Here is an 18,616-nt window from a genome sequence, read left to right on the forward strand (position 1 = left end):
ACATTTCAACGCACAAATTTCTTACTTTCGTTTATTTTCGACATACCTTCACGATTTGTGAAGTTCGTTTGACATTTATCAGCAATTATATTGATTTTACTAAATAATTCACACGATTTTTGCAAACTTTTTATAGATTCGAGACAATGATTTAATACTTTCTTTAACCGAAATGGTTTACATTCCATATTTTGGTTAAAAATATATCCAACACAATATTTAACTTTATTTCCAAAGAAAAATGTGATAAAATCAAAGGTACGCATGAGTAAAGTGTTACCGATATATGACTCTATTCAACTACGACCGCATTCCTACTTCGCAGTCACTCAGGCGCACATTTGTCAGTAGGCTGACACTTTATTCTACAAATGGATAATAAGTCTATATAAATATGAATTCCATCAGATTGGAGGTTATCATGGATTATAGTAAAAAAGGAATAGAATATAAACAGAATAGCTTGAAATCTAATTCAAAGCGATTCGTATCGAAAGCTCGTATCACACTATTCCGACTTTGCATCGTTGCCTTCCTATTTATTGTTATTGTTGGTACCTATGCAAGTTATGGATTTGTGAAAGGTACACTCGACAGTGCACCTAAGATATCACAAATCAATGTAACTCCTACCAGCTTTACCACCACAATATATGATAAAGAAGGAAACGTGATAGAGAATTTGGCCGGGCCGCAATCAAATCGTATCTTTGTTTCGATTAATGATCTCCCACATTATGTAAAGAATAGTTTTGTCAGTATTGAGGATGAACGTTTCTATCAACATAACGGTATTGATATTCGAGGTATTATTCGCGCCGGCATTCGCGGCTTAACTTCAAATAGCTTTGATCAGGGTGCAAGTACGATTACCCAACAGCTTTTAAAGAACCAGGTATTCAATGGTGGTCAGGAGAAAACATTTGTCAAGCGAATAGAACGTAAGATTCAGGAACAATATCTTGCAATTCAGCTTGAACATAAATTGGACAAAGACTCCATCCTTGAAAACTATGTGAATACAATTAATCTTGGAGCCGGATCTTACGGTATACAAACCGCTTCACTAAGATATTTTAATAAGGATGCGAAGGACTTAACCTTATCCGAAGCAGCAACCATAGCTGCAATCGCTCAAAGTCCCGTTTATCGTAATCCGATTACAAATCCGAAAAACAACAAAGAGCGTCGGGATGAAGTCCTTAAGAAAATGCTGGAGTTACGTTATTGTACTCAAGAAGAATATGACAAGGCAATTAACGATGATGTATACAGCAGAATTCAGACTGTAAATAATGTAGAGTCTTCAACGAATTCCTACTATAGCTATTTTGTTGATGAATTAATCGAGCAGGTTATGAAGGATCTGCAGAATAAACTTGGCTATACACAGGCTGAAGCATCAAGTCTGATTTATAGCGGTGGCTTAAGCATCTATACTACTCAAGATCCCGATATTCAAAAAATATGTGATAATGTATACTCGGACAAATCGAATTTCCCTGCAATGGGCGACTCTCATTACGAACTCACCTATGCTTTATCCATAAAGAAATCAGATGGAACAACCATACATTATCATACAAATGATTTAGAAAACTATTACAAGAAAAAAAATAAAAGCTTTTCAGTTTTGTTCCTTGATAAGAAGGAAATGCAAAAGAAGATAGATGCATTCAAAAAAGCGATGGTAAAAGTCGGTGATGAGATCCTCGCAGAAAATACTACGATGACCGTTCAGCCACAATCCTCATTTGTCGTTATGGATCAATCGGACGGGCAGGTACAGGCAATCATCGGCGGTCGAGGTCAAAAAATTGGTAACCGTACATTAAATCGTGCTACTAACACACTTCGTCAACCGGGTTCCACTTTTAAAATTCTATCTACTTACTTGCCTGCACTCGATACCGCTAATTTAACTTTAGCAAGTGTACAAGATGATGCCGGTCCGTATTACTATCCCGGTACCAAAACAGAAGTAAACAACTGGTACGAGAAAGCTGGTTCTAAGAATTATAAAGGTCTATCAACTTTGCGACAAGGTATTACCAATTCACTAAACGTTGTCACTGTTAAGACGTTTGCTGAGGTTACCCCTCAAGTAGGATTTGATTATTTACAGCGACTAGGATTTTCTTCCCTTGTTGAATCACGTAAGGAGTCAAACGGAAAAATTGTATCTGATATCAATTTCCCTATGGCACTTGGTGGATTAACTGATGGTGTAAGTAATCTGGAGTTAACAGCAGCATATGCCTCAGTCGCAAATGACGGTGTTTATATACCACCGACCTTTTATACTAAAATACTTGATCATGATGGGAAAGTGCTACTGAATATCAAGCCGAAAAAGGAACAAGTTATGAAGGAATCAACTGCATTTCTTTTAACTAGTGCCATGGAGGATGTTGTTAAAGTCGGAACCGGTACCGCTGCAAGATTTAACTCAATCAGTATGCCAGAAGCCGGCAAGACCGGTACAACTACCGGCAATAGAGATTTATGGTTCTGTGGATTTACTCCATATTATACCGCGTCAGTTTGGTCAGGTTATGATCATAACCAGTCCCAGGATAATACAATCTATCATAAAAAATTGTGGAGAAAAATTATGGAGCAAATCCATATTAAAAAAGACTTAAAGAGAAAATCCTTTGATCGACCTTCTTCCATAACTTCGGCTAGAATTTGTACCAAGTCAGGCAAACTGGCAGTTCCAGGATTATGTGATAAATACGAGGGTGGTGATGCTACCCGAGTTGAATACTTTGCAAGAGGTTCTGAACCTACAGAAAAATGCAATGTTCATATTAAAGCATCCATCTGTCCGGTTTCAAATGTTCTTGCAACTGACAAGTGCCCAGTAAAAGAAGAGAGAGTCTTCTTGGATAAAAAGGAGACCTGTGTAACTGCAGATTCACCGTTTATATTACCTACTGAAACCTGCAAAGTTCATACGGGACAAATAACTCCAACCAATTCACCACTTAGTCCGACTATTACACAGACTCCCCTAGATGATCTGATTCATAATATCTTGAACTAATCGGATTCAAATTATAAAGAAGGATGTTACAAATCAATCCCATATCATAGTGGGCATGATTTGTAACATCCTTCTTTAATTTTTCATCTTTGCATTAAAACACCATGAAGCTATATAACTTAATATTAAAGCAGCTGATATTCCGACTGAGGAGGAGGTAAATCCACCTTTAAATATTCCAATAAAGCCTTCCTTATCAACCGCTTCTTTTACTCCCTTATAAAGTATATTTCCAAATCCGGTCAATGGCACTCCTGCCCCGGCTCCAGCCCATTTTGCAAATGGTTCATAAATACCTATCGCTCCCAACACTGCTCCGGTACACACTAAGATAACCATAACCCTTCCAGGTAATAACTTTGTTTTATCCAACAATATCTGAACAATGGCACAGATCAAACCACCTACAATAAACGCTTTTACATAATCCATATAGTTTACCAAACCTTTCGTATTGCATGGACCTTCGTATATTCTCTGTTGTATAATTGAAGAATATTTATCCAACCGACTCTACAATAATTGCATGTGCAATTCCAGGAACTGACTTTCCTTCGTTAAAGCTTACTTGTGACAGCAATGCTCCAGTAGGAATGAATAAAACACGCTTCCATTCTCTCGATATAAGCTTCCTGAGAACGAAGCTGGCGAAGATGATGGCAGAACATCCACAGCCACTTCCTCCTGCATGGGTATCCTGATTTTCTTGATCAAATATTTCTATGCCGCAATCCATATGATTCGAGCTGATATCATAATTTTTCTCTTTCAAAAGATCCTTGAGTATATTTGACCCCACATAACCAAGATCTCCCGTAATGATCTTGTCATAATAATTAGGTTGAATACCAAAGTCCTCCATATTCTGTTTTATCGTTTCAAATGCAGCCGGTGCCATACATGCACCCATATTCATGGAATCTTTTAAACCATAATCAACTATTTTTCCGGTGGTAATTCCTTTGATCACAACAGAAGCTTTCACGGTGTCAGCTTTATAATCCTGGTCGGATATAATGACACAACCGCTTCCTGTAACTGTCCAAGATGCGGAGTAAGGTCTTTGATTGCCATAATCTAGAGGGAACCGAAATTGCTTCTCTGCTCCTGCGAAATGACTGGAGGTAATCGCAAGTACTTTTCCTGCATAGCCACCGTCGACCAGCATGGATCCGACCATCATCGCCTCGCCCATCGTGGAACAGGCTCCATAGATTCCAATTAAAGGTATCTCAAGACTTGCTATACCAAAGGAGGTCGCAATCAATTGCCCAAGAAGATCTCCTCCCACCAGATATCGAATATCTGTATTCTTTAGCCTCGCCTTTTCCAAAGCTTTATTTGCTGATAATTTCATCAACTCACTCTCGGCTTCTTCCCAGCTATTTTTACCAAGAAGCGGATCTTCTTGAATCACATCAAAAAGCCCACCCATAGGACCCTCGCCTTCCTTTTTTCCGGCGATCGAGGCACTTGAAATAATAAATGGTGGGATATTAAAAGCAATGCTTTGTTTTCCTACCATCTTTGATTGACTTACTGCTTTTTCAGACATAACACTTGCTCCTTTTCTCAAACAACTTTCATCAATTTTAAAATGTAATAAATTAATCCCAATATCCATGTTGAGAAAATTCCGTAAAGAATAACAGGGCCTGCTATCGTAAATATCTTACACCCGATACCAAATACTTGTCCTTCCTTCTTATATTCGATAGCCGGAGCAGCTACAGAATTAGCAAAGCCTGTAATCGGTACCAAGGTACCGGCTCCTCCAAACTTAGCTATCTTTTGATATACGCCTATACCGGTTAATAGGACAGCCAAAAACACTAGAGTAAGAGTATTATAGGATTTCGCTAATTCAAGGCTGGCACCTCTGCTTTGATAAAAATTGATAAATCCCTGACCGATTGTACAGATGATACCTCCAACAAGAAAGGCTTTCACCATGTTTTTGACAAGACTATACTTGGGAGTCATTTGTTTCACATACTCTTTATAATTTTCCTCTCTTGTTTGTTTATCCTGCTGCCCTACCACAGAGGAGGCTGATACTTTTTTCTTATCTTCCATAAATCCACCATGCCTTTCACAACCTGCAATATTACAGATTAAGCTTAATATTATTAATATTAATTCAATATTAAGCTACTGTCGGGAACTCGTCATACACTTTTACTAAAGTCCCATCAAACTCTGATGAATTATCCGATGTAAAATATCCTACACATAAAACCAAACCTACCGCAGCAAGAATAATTAGCGCAGCGATTAATAATATTTTTCTTTTTACTGTCATTATAATTCGCACCTTTCTAGTATTCATCAAATTCAAGATTAGCCCACTTATCGATATTATATGAATTAACTAATTTACTATACTGGTAATAAATTCATCAAAATCTCTTAGCATTCAGATTACATATCTACTAAAAAATACAAGTAATATTCCGCATAAAAAAGCAGGATCTCTTCAAAATAATATTACTTAATCAAGTTTAAATCCTTCAACCTGATACGTAACTTTTGCTTTGAAAATACCCTGCTTATTATTAATGATTTAAATAAATGAACTATGCACCCATACGTTCTCGCATAATTTTTAATATCCTTTTTTCCATTCTTGATACTTGAACCTGCGAGATTCCCAATTCCTTTGCTATGTCTGTTTGTGTTCTATCTTTAAAGTATCGAAGCCTGATGATTTCTTGTTCCTTTTCATCTAAGGATGCAATTATTTCTCTTAATGCAAGCCTGTCCACTAAATTTTCACTCTCATCCTTTGTTTCTGTCAACTTGTCTATTAAGAAGATCGGGCTTCCGTCTCCCTGATAAATTGTTTTATATAGCGATTCCACTTCTGCTCCTGTTTCCAGAGCCATTACTACTTCGTCCTTCGCAATATTTAATTCCTCTTCAATCTCATCTATGGTAGGTTCTCTTCCATACTGATTACCGAATCTTTCCCTAACCACACGTATCTTCGTCGCAGTCTCCTTTAAGGATCTGCTTACCTTTATCATTCCATCATCTCTTAAGAATCGCTTAATTTCTCCTGTTATCATCGGTACCGCATATGTTGAGAATTTTACTTCATAAGTGGCGTCAAACTTGTCGATCGCTTTTATAAGACCGATACACCCAATCTGGAATAAGTCTTCCATTTCATGACCTCTATTCGCAAATCTTCTCACAATGCTCCATACTAGACCTACATTCTCGGTGACAACCCGGTCTCTTGCATCCTTGTCACCTTCCTTTGATAATCTGATTAATTCAAGCGTATCCACATTAAACTGTCACTTCCCTTCCATCTGCATGGGCATTCTATTTTCCGACTTTTTTCTTCATCTTAACAGTAGTACCCACACCCACATTCGATTCTACCACCAGTTCATCCATAAATGCTTCCATAAAAGAAAATCCCATACCGGATCGTTCTAGTTCCGGCCTGGTAGTGTACAAGGGTTCCAATGCTTTCTCAATGTCGTCTATCCCTGTGCCTTCATCAATGATTTCGACCATTATCTCGCTATTACAGATAATGCAGTGCATCTTGATGATTCCCTTAGTATCGGCATACCCATGAATTATGGAATTAGTCACTGCTTCAGACACTGCGGTTTTTATATCTGCCAATTCTTCAATGGTTGGATCCAACTGTGCAGCAAATGCAGCAACTACTGTTCTTGCAAAGCTTTCATTCTGAGATTTGCTTTCGAATTCTAATAACATTTCATTTTGATCATTCATTTAAATTTTATCCCCTTTCCTCTTTGTAACCATAATGCTATGCTCTATAAACTTAAGCTTTTTGCAGCTTATTTAAGGCAGCTTCTACCGAATCATATTTTTCAATTATTTTATATAGACCGGACAGCTTAAATATTCTGTCCACTGCTGAATTGACATTCGCAACCGCTGCTTTTCCCCCAATAAATATAACTTTTTTATATCTGCCCATGACGACACCGATTCCTGCACTGTCCATAAATACCGCACCACTAAAATCAAATATAATATGCTTTATATTATTACGGTCAATCAATTTGTCAGCTTTCTCTCTAACCTGTATCGCATTATGATGATCTAACTCCTCTTGCAATTTAATAATTAAGCAACGATTACAGATTTCATACGTTGTACCCTTTTCACCTCCTTTTTTTGACGACGTTACATTTTTTTTCGCATCCTGCATGCAATATTCCCTCCTAACTACCTAATTCATCGATCAAGCGTTTCCTTTCGCAGAATAAACAAAATACAAACTTACGATTGATTGCCATACTACAAATTAAAAAAAGACCTTTTATGGAACGAAATAATCGCTCTACATGAAATGTCTTTTTTTAGTCTTTTATCTTCGGTTTTTCTATTTCAATTTATCGTTGTTACTGGACACTTTTAATGAGTTGTTTTGCACTGGAAGCTCTGCTGGTATCCGGAAAATCTGTAATTAATTGATTGTAATACTTTGCTGCATTTGTATTATCATTCATTTTATCATAAGAACGAGCTACAAAATATACTGCATTCTCATCCTTCGGATCAAATTTCATTGCCTTTAATAATAAAGCAATTGCATCTTCAAATTTACCACCATTGTATTTGACATACCCATTGTGATAATAATCCTTTGCAACATCCGGGTATACAGCATCACGTAAGGTTTTTACTAGATTTTTCGCTGCGTCACCCTCTAATTTAGTATCATCTATCGAAGCCAGAGTATCTGCGGTAGCATTAAAATCCTGCTTGCTTTTTGACTTCCCTGACTCAGTCATATATTGACCGGTTGCTTTAATCAAAGAATCATAGGTGCTCTTTACACCAGTGTTTGCTGTTGAATCTTCTAATTGTGACTGCAGTTGTGTTATTTGATCCTTCAAGTCGTTATTCTTATCATTTAAATCTTTGATTTCATTATCTTTTTGCTGAATTATAGTCTGTGTCGTAGAACTGCCACTATTCGTATCAGAATTCTTATCATGATTACGTAATGACGGTAACCCTAATACAGCCATAAAAGCTAGTCCAATCAAAACACCTATAACAAGATTTACAAATGCCATGATATTCGGCTTGTCCTCTTTGTACGAAGAAACAGGCACAATCGCATTCGTATAGCTTTGCTCCGCCTCCGGATTTGATTCCATATCCTTCGCCAAAGGCTTTTCTAATTCACCCATATATTTCAGGGTAATGGTATTTGATACATCTATCTTTCCGGCTTTCGTCAGATATTTCTTTGCTTTTTCATTCTCACCCAATTTCATATGCAACAATGCCAATAACTGATAAGCACGAACAAAATTCGGATTTAATGTTACTACTTTCTTTAACTGAATAATTGCTAAATCTTCACTTCTCTGCTTTGAATAATTCAGCGCTGAATTATATCTCTTTATCGCTTGATTTAAGGTATCAAGTCTAGTCGGATTCGATTGAACTCTGTGAATATAGTCATCGGCATCATTGTTATTCGGCTGAAAATGTTTGCTGATTACCCATTCGCTGAGAGCTGAAACTGTTTCACCCATAGCGAAGTAGGTTAATCCTAATAAATTTCTTGCACTTGTATGAAGTTTATTTAACTCAAGACATTTACGAAGGGCAATCACTGCTCCTGATAAATCATGGACCTTCGCTCGAGCCAAACCATTATTATAATAAAAATTTGAAGTTCTAATTATCTTCTTATACATTGTTAAATCTATTCCACATCTCTCGCATTGTGTCCTCTTATCCGACACATTACTTCCACAATTCGGGCAAACCATATCATCCCCACCTGTCCATTGTAATCTATTTTTCTTATTTATCTTTGTTTTCTTTTAGCAATTCCTTTAAAATATCTGTTACATCTGTAAGGCCATTATTGGTTATTACATCTTCAGCTTGTTCAATCTCTAAGCTTGGCTGAAACTTTTCAATCTCTTCATCAAAATTGATCATATAATACTCCTTTTCCCCTAGAGGATAAATCCTCCATATATTCTATATCTTAATAATTTAATATCCCAATATTTATCATACTATAAACACAAGAAAAATCAATACTTTATCCACTATAATGATAAAATAACAAATAAATTATATACTAAACTGCTTATTTTATCAATGAATTGTTATTTTAATCATTCGACTTAAGTTTACAAAATATTTAAAATTGATATTATATTTTATCAATGGCTTTTCAAATGTAAAATAATTTTATAGATATTGCATTTATTATAAATCGAGTTATAATAAGTCACATATGGGATATTTTCCTATTTTAGTTTAAATAATATAATGATTTATGACGATTGAATTTAGAAACGTATAGTATAAAGCTAAGCCACTCATAATATAATATTATTATTATGCTCATTGAAAGCCTCTTTTTTGTCTTCGAGAAATGAAAATGTGCTTTTTATAATCTGAATTCAAGTTTAGGCGTTATGGAGGTAATAAACATGATAAAATCAACAGTTCGTCTTATCAGTCTATTTGGAAAAAAAATAAAAGAAGACCATGTAGAAGCTTATTCCGCTCAGGCTTCCTTTTTTATCATCATCTCATTTTTTCCTTTTATCATGCTACTTTTAAGTATTGTGCAGTATTTTAAGATTGGTGAAAGCACTACCTTACGTATTTTTACTCAGATCTTTCCTACAGCAATCAATTCCATGTTCATATCTGTATTTAACGAAATCTACCATACGGATGCTACACGTACTCTGATTTCAGTTACTGCAATTTCTACCCTATGGTCAGCCGGTAAAGGGTTTTTGGCTATTATGAAAGGTTTGAACTCCGTAAGTTCTATTGCAGAAACTAGACGTTACTTCTTATTACGAGCTATCTCTGCCATATATACTCTGATCTTTGCCATTATGTTAATTGCTACAATGATTTTATTTGTATTTGGTAATCGTCTGTATTTTTGGATAGAGCAGAAAATACCTATGTTACGTGATACCGCATTTATCATTATCAGCCTTCGTACGATTCTTGGTCTAGTTGTTTTAATTATATTTTTCTTGATGATTTATTCCTTCGTACCAAACCGCACAAGCAGATTTATGAACGAACTTCCCGGCGCCATGTTAAGTGCCGTTGGTTGGATGGGCTTTTCCTATGCATTCTCCTATTACATTGATAACTTTTCAAACTATTCCTCCATGTATGGCAGCCTGACAGCTGTGGTATTATTCATGTTGTGGATGTATTTTTGTATGTATATCCTATTTATCGGAGCGGAGTTTAATCTCTTGTTTGAGAATAAGGAGTTTGTTCAAAAGATTAGGCAACTCTATCATATTCCTGCAAAGGGATAAAACAAAAGATTATTGATCCTTCCTCCTATATTTATAGCCGTTATAACCAGGAGGAATAATAATAATAATAATAAGGCTGTTACAATACTCTTTTTGTGATTTCACTAATCTCACAGAGCAAGTATTGTAACAGCCTTTCTCTTAACTTCAGCTATAGATATTACCAATAATGGTTCCTTTATAAAAATATGATACGATATCTTTGTAATTCTTACCCTCTTCGAGTAGTGCCTTAACTGCATTCTGGCTCATTCCGACCCCGTGGCCGAAACCTCCTCCGGTCAGGGTAAGGGTATTGAGTTTCCCGCCTTTTTTCTTATCATTTATCATAAAGAACGCGCTTGGTAACAAGCTCATACTCTCTACCTTCGTATCGTCCTGGCGCACAATACTATCATATATTGGGGCGAGTAATGCTCGGATATTATATTCCGTACGTACCTTGATTGTATTTTTCGTTCCTTTAATCAACAGCTCGGTGATTATTCCACTTCTATCCCTTTTTGTTACACTGATATCCACAAGATCACCTACGGTATCCACCGGTTCACTCTTATATTTTGAGTCATCGGTGTCCTTGGTCAATATCAGATTCGGATTTGCATTATATTTTGTAGACAAGTTATTATTAATCACTTTTTCAATATCGGAAGCTGACATTGTTACCTTCCAACGATACCAGCTGAACTCACTATCGTAAGTGGTAAAATCCTTTGCAGTAATGAATTTTTTAAATCGCTTCTCTGTTGATAGATCCTGATATAATTTTTCTGCATCATCCTGATCATCCGACTTATCCCCCTCACCATTCGTCAGCATTAACTGACCATCCAAATAAGGAATATTTGAGTTAGTGGCCCAAACACTGGAAGGACTGGCTGTATGACCGCAGGAGGTGGAAAAATAATATGCGATGATAACGTTATCATTATATTTTAAGACCTGTCCGTAGGTATCCTTAACTGCAAGTATAGAGTTTTCATTCTCCGAGGTGTTGTTATAGACCTGATATGCCTGACTGTCATCAACATGTGCTCCGTACTGGCTCAGACTGTTTGCCATCAGATGACGATATGCATAACTTCTGGCACACACTGCCTGTACCTTTAATGCCTCTACCCCGTAACTTGTTGGCATTTCACTTGGTATAACTGCATAAAGGTATTCTTCCATTGGCAGCTCGTTTACAACCAGTAATTTATTATCATCCTTCGCAATCTCTATCGAACCTCTGTATTTTGGATTACCGCAGGCACGCTTAACGGATAGTAACTGAATTTTCCCGGAGCCGGTGGCAGACTTTACTGTAATTCTACCGTCCGAAAACAATTTATTATCCGTATTGATTGTCACCTTCTCCCCTGCCTTATAGGTTTTTTTTGATTTCTTTGTGCTTACAACAAAATCAGTCTTCGAAGTTACTTCAACACTGTTATGGTAAATATCCTTATAGCCGTTGCTCTTAATTAAAACTCTAATGTTTTGCGCCTTGATACTCCCTGTAATTAATGCCGCACTGATCTTTCCATTTGATACTACAAATTCCGTATTATCATATCCTACCAGAATACTTCCTGAAGGCTCAATCTCTATATCACCATAAACCTTATAGATCTTATAATCCTCCTCTAACGGAACCTTCCCATAACCTGCTATTTCAATATAATCTTTACCTATGCTCTGCACTTTCCCATGTATCTTGTCCGGTTTCACATTAATCTTAACAATCTTTTCATTTTCTACCGTAATATCACTGATAACTTTTTGAATGGGTGATTTTATCTCTGAGATTGCTTGGAAGCTTTTGCTTATCCCATTGATATAGGCATCCACCTGTGTTTCTTTTCCTTCTTTTATATAAACATTATGTACAACTATCTTTTCAGTAGTTACAGAGGATATATAAACTAATTCCTGATCACAGACTAATACGTTGATCCCTTTATTCATAAAAATATCTGTCATATTCTTAGCTTGATCTTGGTTTGAATTATCTTGCCCTGATATATCCTCGCTTGATTTCGGTGTAGGTTTAGATGTTGAACTCTTAGATTTATTTAAGTATTTATCATAGCTCTTAGCGTTCAAATAGTAGTATTTACCTTTATCCGTAACCATACGGTCTTTGCCATCTTCACTGACATCCCTACCTAATACAAGTAAGGTGTCCTCCTGTACTTTGCGTTGTTCCTTTGACTGACTGTCCAGAAGCCCTTGATATAATTCTAGAAAATCCGTTACCTGCATGTCCTTCTTTGCGCTAGTAAAATCAAAGGTAATTTTTTTATATGAGGCTTGATACGAAGGATCCGTCATAATCAGTTTATCAATCATATCCTTACATTCTCCATAAGTAAGAGCAGCAGCAGGATTTTTCTTGACCTTATTACCGATTAACCCCATCTTCCATACTGCATTTACATAGGTATCATACCAGCCTGACATCTTATTACTACTATAATCAATACCTATTGGTATTGCTTCTCTTTCTGTCTGATTATAATCCAGATAGCTTAACAATCGATACGCTTCCGCACGTGTAATTATATTCTCAGGAACGGATTTTACTCCGACTCCTTCTTTATTATCTATCTGAATTCCTCGCATAATATTAACCGTTAGAACGACCAATACAATTCCAATACATATTCCCATTAAAACAAGTTTTCTCTTTATACTCATCGTTGCTCCTATTCCAGGCCTACCCCTATTTACATAGTTTGTCTTGCTTCTATGCTAATATATTATGTAAATGAATATAATATTCGTACAAGTTATATTTTTCATATTACATTATAAGTGTTAAATACGATGATGTATATGAAAAGATAAAGAAATATTTCCTATAATTAGCTTCCTTCATCTTTTTTTGCTTCATCAATCCAGATGGGGTTGGTAAAAAAAGGCTACCTCAGAACAGTTTCTTCGTTGCAAAGCAATATCTATGCTTGGCAGAGAATTTAACTGTTCTGAAGCAGCCTTCATAATGATTAGATCCGTTTCTTATAGCAATTATGATAGGATACGAAATCATTCAATAATTATTTTGTGGGCTTAAAGTCCTTAATCTTATCTGCAATTAATTGAATCTTTCTCTTATCAGCTAGGAAATATACTCCGGTTCCCTTATCTACAATATCAAAGCTATCGTTGTATGGGTATAATGTTGCTGCTACCGGTGTATCATTATCCGTTAGGTGGAACGAAATAGAGAAAACCGGTTTTAACTTTGATACATCTACCTTCTTATCTAAAACTGCATCATACATAATGGAATCCAATGAGCGATATAGTTCGGAAAAGGCTTCGGCACCAACATCAGCTCCATTGAATTTGAATGTTTGAGTTGAAACCTCTTTCCCATCCTTATCCTTTGATTTAGTCGTCTTTATATCCATAATATAGCTCTGCCCGTCAAAATCCGCAGTAATCTTATCTACTCTTAATACACTTGGAATCGCTGCATATTTGTTAATCAGCGTGAAAGCATCTACACCTAGCATACCATCTACCGTATTTGCACTCAGTAAATATACTGATTTCAACCCATCTACTCTTACGTAATAATTGTCATCCTCTGTCTTATTACCAATATAGATTGTATATCTCTTACTAATCTTTGGTGTCACTATCGCTGGACCTGTTTTTGCAGGCGTCGGTGTTGGAGAGGATGGATTCTGATAATATCCAACAGTTACAGTTGCAGCAGGCTTATCCAAGCCGTATTTACTCAATTTATCACCCTTATAGTCTACACATCCGTTATACGTAAATGTAGCATAATTTTGTATAATCTTCTGAATTTCATTCGTGTCTGCTGTATATCCATCACCATAAGGCTTAATATACTGCCAGTTGAAATTACCGAAACCGCTATTATCCTTCGCAGTTGTCTCGCTTAACATTAATTCAATCTTCTGTCCACCACGTTTATCTATTTTCAGATAGTTGATCTTATCGGGGGCTATATCGGGGGCTTTCTTTATCTCCGATATTGATAGATTTGTAATTGTTAGTGCTGAGCTGTAACTTCTGTCAACAAGATATACTTTACTATCCTTGTTCACCATCGCATAAAAGCCATCTCCTGTCGGTGCTTCCAAGCCAAGCTTTAGAATTACGGTGGATCCATCTTCCATCGTTATCTCAACAGATGGCTTTGGAGTATCCAAACCAAAGTTAGCGAGGTCATCCGTTGATTCTGCAATAACTTTTGTAGCTGTAATATCCTGAATGTTATTTATCATACCCGATATACTATCCTGATTAATCGGTCTATCCGGCTCCTCTTTGGACTTCCATACGCCATCCTTTTGAACAAAATCCATATTAAGATCGGTACCAATATAATGGATTTGTGTAACCTTTGAAGGATCAACCTTCGCTAAGGATATCGTTTTTGTATCCTCTGGAGTATCTTTTTTTGTCTCCCTATTGCCATACCAAACATAAACTCCTATTAGAGCAACTAATAACACAAGAAGGGAAACTATGGTAATGGCATTTTTTTTCTTTCTTTTAGCCATTATTTTCTCCTCCTTCTATAGAAGACCACTCCACCAATAACCAATATCACAATCGGAATAATCAATACAACTGTGGCACCGATTACAATAACCTGGTTTTGTGATAACTGTACGTATGGACTTGATAAACTCTTAGTCGGAATAGATAACATGTTCTTATCCCCTACACAATAGCCAATTGATCCACTTAACAATGATAAATTTGAATAATCCTTTGCGTCGTCGCTAAAAGTAAATGCACTACCGAATACTACAATTCCTGAGGTAATTCCATTAAATTTATCGGTTGAAACCAAGCCCACATTAAACGGACCATCAATATCACCATTTTCCTTGTTCATACTATTGCTAGACATATCTACTCTAGAAAATGAACTTTCTGAGGTTTGTAATAACGTTTCAATTGTTAAGGTATTTCTTTTTTGAGCAGCTATCTTTAAACCGGAGGATATCGGCATAAGTACAGGAACATCTTTATTCTTTACATTAGTAGTAATATCGTTTGATTTCACATCCGGTAATAATGAATTAATATATTGATTTACATGCATGTTAGCATCGCTTTCAAGAACGATACCGTTCACTATTTCCACACCGTAATACTCCAGAATAGAATCAAAATTCTTTAAGGAATAAGCATTATAATCTACGGTAATAAGAGCTTTACCACCCTTTATCAGATAATCTTTAACAAGCTTTGTCTCTGCATCTGTAAAATCAGTAGTTGGAGCATTAATGAAGAGAACACCACAATCTTTTGGTATACTGCTTTCAGAAACGGTCTTTAAGGAGTCGGTTGTCACATTCATCTTCTTTAATAATTCATCAAAGGTAGTCCCTGTTTCTGTCTCCCCATGTCCCTCAACAATATACATCTTTGTAGGTTTCGTGGTCGTAATATTTTGAATCGCAGAAGTAATCTCACCCTCCACATCAATTGCAGTCGTTCTTTGTTCGCCTGACTGTTGATCTGTCTCTGTTACTAATAGATCATTATAATCTACATATTTAGCCTTCTTAGTCCTATCATTCACGATAAGGAAGCTGTTATTCTGAACCTTATCCTCTACACCGAGCTGTTGGGCAAACTTCGGATATAACACAGGATCCTTGTATACAACCTTAATCTTATTAGAAGATGCCTCATATTGTTTAATAATATTTGTGAACGTTTTTTGCTCCGTTCCACTCTGTACCAAATAGTATATTGTTACATCATCCTTTAAATCCTTCACCAACTTCTTTGAATCATTGGTTATAGAAAACATATTCTGTGTACTTAAATCAACCTGAAGGTTCATCTTTGTTATAAGCATATTAACAACAAGGATAATTACGATAACCACAAAGGACATCGCGGTTACGTACGCACCGCTACGTAATTTTCTTCCGGAAAAGGACGCTTTCATCCCCGCTAAAAAGCTTTTCTTATTATTATCTTTCACGATGATATTCTCCTTTCCTAGCTCCATCTCTTTTTCCTAATTACCTGCGTCGTTAAGAACGTAAATAAGAAGGTGATACTTACATAGTAGATAATACCGGACATATCAAATATTCCGTAGCTGAATTGAGTATAACGATCAGCCATGGATAACCATCCTGTAATCTTTGAAACAGAGCCGTCCAATAAGGTTGGCTGTAACCTATAGATAAGGAGGAGTGCAATTTCTAAAATAATTGCGGCACTTAATGCAATCGTCATGTTATTCATCATACGATAAAGAATGATACAGACCAGTATAATGATAACTGTGAATACGATAAAAGCGGTTCTGTTATCAGAAGGAATCGTATTCGCTATGTTCTCCATTAAAAATGTAAATAAGAAGATTACAAAAGATACGACTGCTGCTACCACCTGGCTTTCAGTTAAGGATGAAATATATAAACCGATTGATAGATATGCCGCGCCCATAGCAACAAATCCAAGAATTCCGGAATATGCGGACAGTAACGGGATTTCGCCGTATTTAGATAATACCAAAGGATATGCACAAGTAATTAGCATTGCTGATAAAAATACCGTGAATACCGCAAGGAACTTACCTACTGCAATCGCAGATGCGGAAAGTGGTGAAGTTAATAATAACTGATCTGTTTTTTGTTTGTTCTCTTCCGCCATTAATCTCATTGTCAATACCGGTGTGAGTAACACAAAAAGAAAGCTAATTGATTGCAATGTATATTCAAAGTTACCATAGGTCTGGATTAAGTTCTGGAACAAAAATCCGATACCGATAATAACAAGGAAAAATGCAATAAACACATATCCGATCATCGATGTAAAATAGGAACGTAATTCTTTCTTATAAATCGCCAGCATTTGTTGTATCCTCCTCTTCACTCTTACTCTCTTCCAGCTGAGCTACTTCAGGTTTTTCCTCTTGATCACCAACAGTGCTGTTTTGATCTGTAACCTTTAAGAAGATATCCTCTAAGCTCATTTTTACCGTCTGCATCTCAAGAATCGGGGTCTTTGCATCACACATAGCATAGAACACCTCTTCACGAACATCATCATTCTCACCATAATAAAGAGTGAATTCACCGATTCCGTCTTTTGAATCCGGCTGCTCTTCGATATTTGTAATCTTTTCGATCTTTTTTAATGCGGTAATAACCGTTTCATGATCTCCTTTTACTGTGATTTTCATCAAACCGGTCACACCCAGACGAGCACTGAGATTCTCTGGCTTATCACTTAATACTAATTGTCCTTTATCGATAATCATAACGGTATCGCATACTGCACTTACTTCCTGCATGATATGGGAGCTAAGAATAACTGTATGCTTTTTACTAAGTTCACGAATTAAATCTCTGATTTCAATAATTTGCTTCGGGTCTAAGCCAACGGTTGGCTCGTCCAATATGATCAATTCCGGATATCCCATGATAGCCTGGGCAAGTCCGACTCTTTGTTTATATCCTTTTGATAAATGCTTAATAAGACGCTCTGACATATGTGTGATTTTGGTAGCTTCCATAACATCGCCAATCATCTTATGCTTCGCACTCTTTTTTACTTTTTTAATGTCCGCGATAAAATCCAAATACTCTCGAACTGTCATATCCGGATAAAGCGGAGGCTGCTCCGGAAGATATCCTATCATTTTCTTTACTCTTTCCGGCTCATCATAAACATCTACATCATTTATAGTCACTGTTCCCTCTGTAGCTGACATATAACCGGTGATGATATTCATGGTAGTTGACTTACCGGCACCATTCGGTCCTAGAAAGCCTAAAACCTGTCCCCTATCAACGGTAAAAGATAGATCATTTACTGCAGTATGATTACCGTAACGTTTAACCAAATTTTTTACTTCAATCAAACCTATTTCCTCCTTAATCTTTCGATATTCCCTGGTAAGTACATGGAAATATCCTATTATTTTGATTTTAACCGTAAATACTACATTTTACAAGTATTTCGATTCTTAATCGCACTAACATATTTCATAGAAAATGTTTGTGCTTCCTCCCTCTGGAAAACCACATGCGTTTATCATACAATAATATTACGAAAATTTTGTGAACAAACCTGATTAATTTTAAAAGAATGTGTTCTACAAGGCAGATTAATACCATGACAGAACAAAGTGTCAGTAACTGATACTTCGCGCCTGATTGGTTGTGAAGCAAAACTTCATTACCAAGAAATGCACATCCTGCCTGAAAGGCTTTTATATAACTAGAAATTCGGAATTTCC

Annotated in this window: 16 protein-coding genes; 2 read left to right on the forward strand and 14 right to left on the reverse strand. The window is 36.3% G+C overall.

Features of this window, described 5'->3' with window-relative positions; genetic code table 11:
* Positions 1 to 421 precede the first annotated feature (421 nt).
* Entirely contained in the window at positions 422 to 3,049 is a 2,628-nt protein-coding gene (locus AC6IWN_RS13750) for a transglycosylase domain-containing protein (RefSeq protein ID WP_497987979.1), read from the forward strand.
* Between the two features lie 75 nt (positions 3,050 to 3,124).
* Here AC6IWN_RS13750 and spoVAE read toward each other — a convergent pair whose 3' ends face one another.
* The 9 genes from spoVAE to AC6IWN_RS13795 form a co-directional block, all read right to left on the reverse strand.
* A complete protein-coding gene (gene spoVAE / locus AC6IWN_RS13755; RefSeq protein WP_497987980.1) occupies positions 3,125 to 3,481 on the reverse strand; it encodes a stage V sporulation protein AE in 357 nt (118 codons plus the stop codon).
* Between the two features lie 67 nt (positions 3,482 to 3,548).
* Complete coding sequence (locus AC6IWN_RS13760) at positions 3,549 to 4,604, reverse strand: stage V sporulation protein AD (protein ID WP_497987981.1); 1,056 nt, start codon at positions 4,602 to 4,604, stop codon at positions 3,549 to 3,551.
* 17 nt (positions 4,605 to 4,621) lie between these two features.
* The gene (spoVAC, locus tag AC6IWN_RS13765; RefSeq protein WP_497987982.1) at positions 4,622 to 5,125 is read right to left on the reverse strand and encodes a stage V sporulation protein AC; all 504 of its coding nucleotides are present in this window, start codon (positions 5,123 to 5,125) and stop codon (positions 4,622 to 4,624) included.
* A 70-nt stretch (positions 5,126 to 5,195) separates the two neighbouring features.
* Positions 5,196 to 5,351: a hypothetical protein gene (locus tag AC6IWN_RS13770; protein WP_497987983.1), complete on the reverse strand. Its 156-nt coding sequence runs from the start codon at positions 5,349 to 5,351 to the stop codon at positions 5,196 to 5,198.
* Positions 5,352 to 5,625: 274 nt separating this feature from the next.
* Positions 5,626 to 6,342, reverse strand: a complete 717-nt coding sequence (gene sigF / locus AC6IWN_RS13775; protein ID WP_497987984.1) for an RNA polymerase sporulation sigma factor SigF — start codon at positions 6,340 to 6,342, stop codon at positions 5,626 to 5,628.
* Between the two features lie 37 nt (positions 6,343 to 6,379).
* Positions 6,380 to 6,805, reverse strand: a complete 426-nt coding sequence (gene spoIIAB / locus AC6IWN_RS13780) for an anti-sigma F factor (protein ID WP_497987985.1) — start codon at positions 6,803 to 6,805, stop codon at positions 6,380 to 6,382.
* A gap of 52 nt (positions 6,806 to 6,857) precedes the next feature.
* The gene (gene spoIIAA / locus AC6IWN_RS13785; RefSeq protein WP_497987986.1) at positions 6,858 to 7,250 is read right to left on the reverse strand and encodes an anti-sigma F factor antagonist; all 393 of its coding nucleotides are present in this window, start codon (positions 7,248 to 7,250) and stop codon (positions 6,858 to 6,860) included.
* A gap of 193 nt (positions 7,251 to 7,443) precedes the next feature.
* On the reverse strand, positions 7,444 to 8,832 hold the full coding sequence (locus AC6IWN_RS13790) for a tetratricopeptide repeat protein (protein WP_497987987.1): 1,389 nt from the start codon (positions 8,830 to 8,832) through the stop codon (positions 7,444 to 7,446).
* Between the two features lie 34 nt (positions 8,833 to 8,866).
* Positions 8,867 to 9,007, reverse strand: a complete 141-nt coding sequence (locus AC6IWN_RS13795; protein ID WP_497987988.1) for a hypothetical protein — start codon at positions 9,005 to 9,007, stop codon at positions 8,867 to 8,869.
* 503 nt (positions 9,008 to 9,510) lie between these two features.
* Between AC6IWN_RS13795 and AC6IWN_RS13800 the strand changes: the two genes are divergently transcribed.
* On the forward strand, positions 9,511 to 10,374 hold the full coding sequence (locus AC6IWN_RS13800) for a YihY/virulence factor BrkB family protein (protein WP_497987989.1): 864 nt from the start codon (positions 9,511 to 9,513) through the stop codon (positions 10,372 to 10,374).
* Positions 10,375 to 10,521: 147 nt separating this feature from the next.
* On the opposite strand, the gene AC6IWN_RS13805 is transcribed toward AC6IWN_RS13800, so the two are convergent.
* From AC6IWN_RS13805 to AC6IWN_RS13825, 5 genes are all read right to left on the reverse strand, one after another.
* Positions 10,522 to 13,056, reverse strand: coding sequence for a SpoIID/LytB domain-containing protein (locus AC6IWN_RS13805; RefSeq protein WP_497987990.1), 2,535 nt, complete (start codon positions 13,054 to 13,056; stop codon positions 10,522 to 10,524).
* A 359-nt stretch (positions 13,057 to 13,415) separates the two neighbouring features.
* Positions 13,416 to 14,900, reverse strand: coding sequence for a DUF4340 domain-containing protein (locus AC6IWN_RS13810; RefSeq protein ID WP_497987991.1), 1,485 nt, complete (start codon positions 14,898 to 14,900; stop codon positions 13,416 to 13,418).
* Positions 14,900 to 16,372, reverse strand: coding sequence for a Gldg family protein (locus AC6IWN_RS13815; protein ID WP_497987992.1), 1,473 nt, complete (start codon positions 16,370 to 16,372; stop codon positions 14,900 to 14,902). Before AC6IWN_RS13815 ends, AC6IWN_RS13810 begins: the two co-directional genes overlap by 1 nt.
* Positions 16,363 to 17,226 (reverse strand): ABC transporter permease, encoded by an 864-nt coding sequence (locus tag AC6IWN_RS13820; RefSeq protein ID WP_497987993.1) that lies wholly within the window; start codon positions 17,224 to 17,226, stop codon positions 16,363 to 16,365. The genes AC6IWN_RS13815 and AC6IWN_RS13820 overlap by 10 nt, the downstream gene beginning before the upstream one ends.
* Positions 17,210 to 18,238 (reverse strand): ABC transporter ATP-binding protein, encoded by a 1,029-nt coding sequence (locus AC6IWN_RS13825; protein WP_497987994.1) that lies wholly within the window; start codon positions 18,236 to 18,238, stop codon positions 17,210 to 17,212. The genes AC6IWN_RS13820 and AC6IWN_RS13825 overlap by 17 nt, the downstream gene beginning before the upstream one ends.
* Positions 18,239 to 18,616 lie beyond the last annotated feature (378 nt).

This window comes from Variimorphobacter sp. HTMS_6 (assembly GCF_059717775.1).